Here is a 6,181-nt window from a genome sequence, read left to right on the forward strand (position 1 = left end):
ATTAGATCAATTTGAAAAACATGCTTTTGCTGATTTAGACCCGACACGCTATCACATGAATGCTGTTTTGCATGTTGCGCAAGATGGTTCAAAGCATGTGCATGTTTTGGTGCCGCGTGTCGATCTTGGAACAGGTAAGTCATTAAATATTGCTCCTCCCGGACACGAAAAATACTTCGATAAACTCAGAGATTATTTAAACGAAAAACATTGCTGGTCCAAACCTGATGACCTCGCAATTTTGAAAGCTGATGTACAGCTACCGCACCACACGCATTCACAAAGATTGGCGGCCATTGAAATTAATTTTGCAGGTAAAACCAAGCCTGAAAAAAAAGAGCTTTTAAATAAAATCGTTGCCCAACGCATTAACGCAGGCGTGATTCAAGACCGTAACGATGTTGTCCAAACGCTTGCTGAATATGGAATCATCACACGAAACGCTAAAGACACTATTTCAGTCAAATTGCACGGTGATAAGACAGCCGTGAAGCTCGGAGGGGAGTTTTATAAAGATGGATTCAATGTCACTGCTTACGCAGAAAATCGAGCTAGAGCAGAAGCAGATCAAAGCGCATCAAGAGCAAATGAAGTCGATGCAAAACGAGTTAATGAACTCTATAACAAACTTCAACGAGCAACTGAATCAAGAGCTAGATTCTTTGCAGACAGATACGCTGAAACGCTTACAGATCATAGACAACGAGATACTACAGCACAGTCAAGTTTTGATCAGCAAAACCCAAGACCAAACGGAGTCAGTTTACAAGCTCACACAGAAATCAGCAGAGTTATTGAATCAAGTCCAAACTTTAGTGAAGCAAGCCGAAAACTTGAATATTCAGAGCTTAGAGCAACAGCAGACACAGCAACAACAGCAGAAAATCAGTCTAATTTTGTCAGTATCATGCACAGCGTTACTGCTAATCCTGATCATAATTTCATTGGTGAAGTAAATGAGCGAATTAACTCAGCTAATCAGTCAGCAAGTCAGTCTTTTGAAGGAGCAAAACAAGCTGCAACAGAACTGCATCGACGGACAGAAGATATATATCGAGCAATTGGAGAAGCGCAGCGCAGCACTACTTCAACAGATGAAAGAAGAGCCACCAGTGGACTTTTTGAACGAATCTATCAAAGGATTCTCAAAACAAACGCAGGCTTATTTGGAAAAAACCTTAACCAGTGCCTTGAGGGAATCAAATATAGATCAGTTAGTCCAAGACAAGATCAATCAGCAAATTCAGCCGATGCTCAAAGATATTCAGGATACTCAATCGAAATTAACACAGACCCTTTCACAGATTTCTACCGCCAGCTCACTTCTAAATACCACAGAAGTCAGCGAACGCTTAACGACTTTGGAAGACTCACTGAGAGATTTGACCACACAATTAAAGAAAGCAATCGAGTATTAACAGCTATCAATTCCAAAGGCTTTGCTATTAAACCGAAAAGCCCAATTGATGCTGCACGTATATTCTCATACAGCTATGTTAGTGCAGCCAAAGACGTGAAATATTGGGCTGAAATACAAGAATTGAAGTATCACAAAAAAAATCCGATGGGGACTGAGCTGTATGAAGCTATATGCGAGAAGTACAACGCTTTACAGCACTTCTCACGCCAAGAAAAAGACATGACAGACCAGATGCGTGATCACATTCAACAGATGATTGCCAATGATAAGAGAATGGTGAAATTTGCTGAAAAGCGGTTAGGTACTTACTTCTCTCAACGTGAGCATGACCGCCTAGATTCTCTATTCGATACAGCCAAAGACCGATTTAAAAAACCAGTTGAAGTTAGCCAGGTGCGAGATATTGAGCCAACACCAACACCAACACCATCGCCAAGTAAAGATGATGGCTACAGGTATGACCCATTCTAAGAATGGTTTTTTTTATACTTTTTTTGCCAAAACTGCACCGATTCAAACTTTAAATTTTGGAATGAATTACACTATCTAAAGTGAAGTGAATAAACTAAACTAAATGAACTAAACTAAACTAAATAAACTAAGTTTAGTAAAGTAAATAAAATCAATAACTCACTTTGGAGTAACTAAGTGAATAACAAAATTTCAAGTGCTGTGACCAAGCAAGACGTATATGACGCTATTGAGCAGCTTCTAAAAGAAAATGGGAGATATACAAACCAACTAATCATGGACTTGATCGGTGGCTCAAGTGTGACGATTCAGAAGTATCGAAAAGAATACGAGCGTGAACATCGTGAAGATGCTGAAAAGAAAGCCGTAGCACTAAAAGACAGTGAGCAGAAGAAGCTGTCAGAAGTTGTTGCAGATATTGTAGCAGGTCGCATCACCGAGATCGGTGACAGTTATGCAAGTGAAATCACACGCTTGTCAGAAGAACTTGAAATAGCACTAGCTGATAAAGAATCACTATCAGAAGAAAATAGCAGTCAGCTCACAGAAATTGAGCAATTAACTTCTGAAAATCAGGATTTAAAAGCGAAGTTGAAATTTCTTGAAGAAGAACATGCACGAAGTAAAGCTGAAATTATTGAACAGTATGAACAGCATAAGAAAGTCATATCTGAGCAATATGCAGAAGCAAAACAGCAATATTCTGAAGGTCTTGCTGAGTTCAAGCAAAGTAATACAGCTCTGAAAGCAGAACGTGACCAGTTGCAGCTAAAAGTTGCCGAAGCTCAGTCTAATGAACGTGTTGCATCTGTCAGACTTGAAGAAGCGCAGAAGAATATTAGCCGTTTTCAGACTGAGATCAGTGAGCTGAAATCTGAAATTCGTGATCTACGTGCCCCACATCAGCCACAGCAATTAAAAAAGAAGGGCAAGGTCGAAGAACAGCCAATAGATGACAAAACTGGTGATTTGTTAGCAGAAGCTGAAAAGCCATAATGCCCCTTTCTTTTCTTGCGGAGCACAGCCAAAGGCTGTGCTGTCCTCAGAAAAAAAAGTGGCTCAAATGAAACATGGCACAAGTCAATATGCTTGAAAAATTACAGGTTTTGATGTGGTAACGAACTTTTTTTGCTGAAATTGCATCAATGAGAACGTGAATTTTAAAAAAAATGTATTTTAGAGGTTCGCCATTTGTTGCATTGAACAACAAACAGTTGTAACGTGCTTTTAACAGATTCTTTTTAATAAAAAACTCGATTTTCAGGTACAAAAAAAGACCCGAAAAAATTCTTTGGCGAGAATGGGTCTTTTGATGTACGTGTTGATCACTTACGGATAGTCAACATGCTTAATCATTATAGCAGTCAAAGACCACTCCGCAAGCCATCTAAGGGCTTGTGCGATGCAAATTAGTTCAAATCATACAAATATTTCACCAAAATCGTATTTATTTATTGATAAATCAGAACAAATTGCTGATTTACAAGAAGCTCTTGCCCTTTTTGACAAGTGCTTATCACCACTTACACCGCATTGGGTTAGCAAAGATACACTGAACCACAAACCGAAGCATTTACGCCTACGCACTGGGAAAAACTCACCGAGAGAGAGAGATCATTTTGATTTCATTACACCAAGTGAGCGTTCGCAATATGGTTATCTCCGATATGCGTCAGAGTTTTGGCTTGGTACTTTTGTTATTGATATTGATAGCAATGTAGCAGCCAGTATCGAGGAAATAATCAAATTAAACCCTGATTTACCTTTGCCTAATCTGATTGTCAAAAACCCTGTAAACGGACACGTTCAGCTCTATTACTGTCTGCGAAATTCAGTCTGCATTGATGAAAAAAATAAACGCTATAGCAAGAAAGCGGTTGTGCTATTGAATGCAGTAAAAACACGCCTTAAAGAGCTTCTAAACGGTGATTTTGCACATAGAAATTCAGTCGCCAAAAATCCGCATAGCAGCATGTGGCGAGTATCTACTATGCGAGTACAGCCGTATCAGCTTGCTGAACTTGCGAGAATCACACGTATATATGAGCGTCCAGTGATACGCCCTATGCTATTCACTCCAAATTCAGCGAAAGCGGTCAAATTAAGCAAAAATATAACAGTAGGGGAGCGTAACAATTGGCTGTTTGAAACAGTACGGCATCACGCTTATAAGTTGTATTTCAAACATGGCGAGGACTGGACAAAACGCCAGTTTATGTCTTGCTTGTTTGATTTCATGAATAAACTCAATCTTGAGAAGTGCAAAACGCCACTGGTTGAGCGTGAAGTGCGTGAAATCTGCCGGAGTATTACCCGTTTTTGTTATGAGCGTTATAGCTACTCTGAAAACACTAACGATGTGCTACGCAAGATCGCAAAACAGTTAGGAAGAAAAGGTGGAGCAGCAAAAGGTAAGTCATACGCAAAACAACGCAGAAAAGCCCTCTCGCTGCATCGCAAAGGCTTATCTGTTGCTGAGATTGTAAATACTACTCAACTGTCTAAATCTACTGTCTATGCGCTAATTAAGAAGCATAAAAGCCGCATTCAGAAAAACAGAAAATCAGTAGCAGTTAAGCCGGGTCTAAAGCAGAAATCTGTTTTTCCAAATAGCTATCAGTATGGGGTCTGTTCTCTGGCGCCTGTTCCCTATATATCCAAGCAAGATTGCGAAGCAATATTGCTCACCATGACTAATAAACATTCTCTTTTTAGATTTTTAACTTCTATGTCTATGGGCGTCGGGTGGTTGTGGGCAAAATCAAAACCTGTGATATAAGCTTGTGGGCAAGTTGTGGTACAGCTATGCTTTTCCACAACTTGTCCATAAGCCTTATTCACAGACCAGTTTTGATGTTCGCTTGCGATTGTCCATAACCTCCCAGCCCGCTTTTATTTTGCTTTTTCTATAACTCCCCTGCCTCCTTAAATTTCGTTAGCCCTTGCTATGAATAAACAATGTTCTTGATGAACGATTGTTTATTCAAGCGCAAAGTGCTAACTTGAAATTTAAGCAAGCCTACCCTGTAGCTACAAATCATGTGCCTGCTACGCAGTCCATCGATGTTGTCGCACAGGAGTCTTGTTGGATGGCTTCGCCCCCAAACCCCCAAAAGCAAAAACCAAAAACCCAAAGTAGGGGAGTGGTAAAAATGGATGATGAAGACTTAACAAAATTTAAAAAGATCAATCCGAAATCAGAAGTTAAACGTCTACGTCTGACAGTTGATGAAAAAAATCAGCTTGATGATTTTCTTGAGAAAAGAAACTTACAGTTTAGTGACTTCAACAATCGACTAATTAAAAATGCGATTAGTGCAGAATTTCATTTAGTTGAAATTGAAAACTATGTGAAACCCACATTTCCACTCAAACAAAAAAAGCATCATCGACCACCACCAAAAGTAGACCCAGCCGTATTATTCGAACTTGGTCGAGTCGGTACAAATCTGAATCAGTGTGCTAGAGCCTTGAACCTAATTAAAAATGACAAACAACAAGAGTTGGATCTCACTCAAGAATTTAGCTTTATCGAGTGTCTGCAAGTGCTTCAAGCAATCCAAGAAGATATACATAGCGTGATTGGTGAAATTAAAAAAACAACAATGTCCGATACCGCTATCGAGAATGCGAGAGTCCGAGCAGTCAAAGCCGTTGAGTTAGTGGAGGTCGAAACCGATGCACATTAAATTTACGAAACATGGGAAAGGCTGTCCACGCAAAGCGGTTGGCTATTTACTTGCTGAAAAAGATGCAAAAGGCGATTTGCGTCCTGATATTCAGACGCTCAGAGGTGATGCACAAACATTTGTTGCCATTACTGAAAGCCTAGATTTTGATTACCGCTATTCGTCAGCAGTAATCGCTTGGTCAAAACAAGACAATCCGACTGATGCACAGATTCAAGAAACATTAGATCAATTTGAAAAACATGCTTTTGCTGATTTAGACCCGACACGCTATCACATGAATGCCGTGCTACACGTAGCTCAGGATGGTTCAAAGCATGTGCATGTTTTGGTGCCGCGTGTCGATCTTGGAACAGGTAAGTCATTAAATATTGCTCCGCCCGGACACGAAAAATACTTCGATAAGCTCAGAGATTATTTAAACGAAAAATACACCTGGTCCAAGCCTGACGACCTCGCCATTTTAAAAGCTGATGTACAGCTACCGCACCACACGCATTCCCAAAGATTGGCGGCCATTGAAATTAATTTTGCAGGTAAAACCAAGCCTGAAAAAAAAGAGCTTTTAAATAAAATCGTTGCCCAGCGCATTAACGCAGGC

At 40.0% G+C, this 6,181-nt stretch carries 4 protein-coding genes and 1 pseudogene; all 5 read left to right on the top strand.

The window, feature by feature from the left end; translation table 11 throughout:
* Positions 1 to 1,891, top strand: a pseudogene (locus FTV42_RS15135) (relaxase/mobilization nuclease domain-containing protein); the annotation flags it as partial.
* 177 nt (positions 1,892 to 2,068) lie between these two features.
* Positions 2,069 to 2,887, top strand: coding sequence for a DNA-binding protein (locus tag FTV42_RS15140; RefSeq protein WP_257223466.1), 819 nt, complete (start codon positions 2,069 to 2,071; stop codon positions 2,885 to 2,887).
* A gap of 406 nt (positions 2,888 to 3,293) precedes the next feature.
* Positions 3,294 to 4,670: a replication initiation protein gene (locus tag FTV42_RS15145; RefSeq protein WP_180009610.1), complete on the top strand. Its 1,377-nt coding sequence runs from the start codon at positions 3,294 to 3,296 to the stop codon at positions 4,668 to 4,670.
* 196 nt (positions 4,671 to 4,866) lie between these two features.
* Entirely contained in the window at positions 4,867 to 5,580 is a 714-nt protein-coding gene (gene mobC / locus FTV42_RS15150) for a plasmid mobilization relaxosome protein MobC (protein ID WP_180039153.1), read from the top strand.
* The coding region (locus FTV42_RS15155; RefSeq protein WP_180039154.1) for a relaxase/mobilization nuclease domain-containing protein at positions 5,570 to 6,181 on the top strand (612 nt) is incomplete at its 3' end. The genes mobC and FTV42_RS15155, both read left to right, overlap by 11 nt.

Source organism: Acinetobacter sp. YH16052, from assembly GCF_013417155.1.
GTDB lineage: Bacteria > Pseudomonadota > Gammaproteobacteria > Pseudomonadales > Moraxellaceae > Acinetobacter.

What these genes read in the sequence shown, in the direction of transcription:
- FTV42_RS15145 (WP_180009610.1), top strand. Translation starts at nt 3,294, where the DNA reads ATGCAAATTAGTTCAAATCATACAAATATTTCACCAAAATCGTATTTA.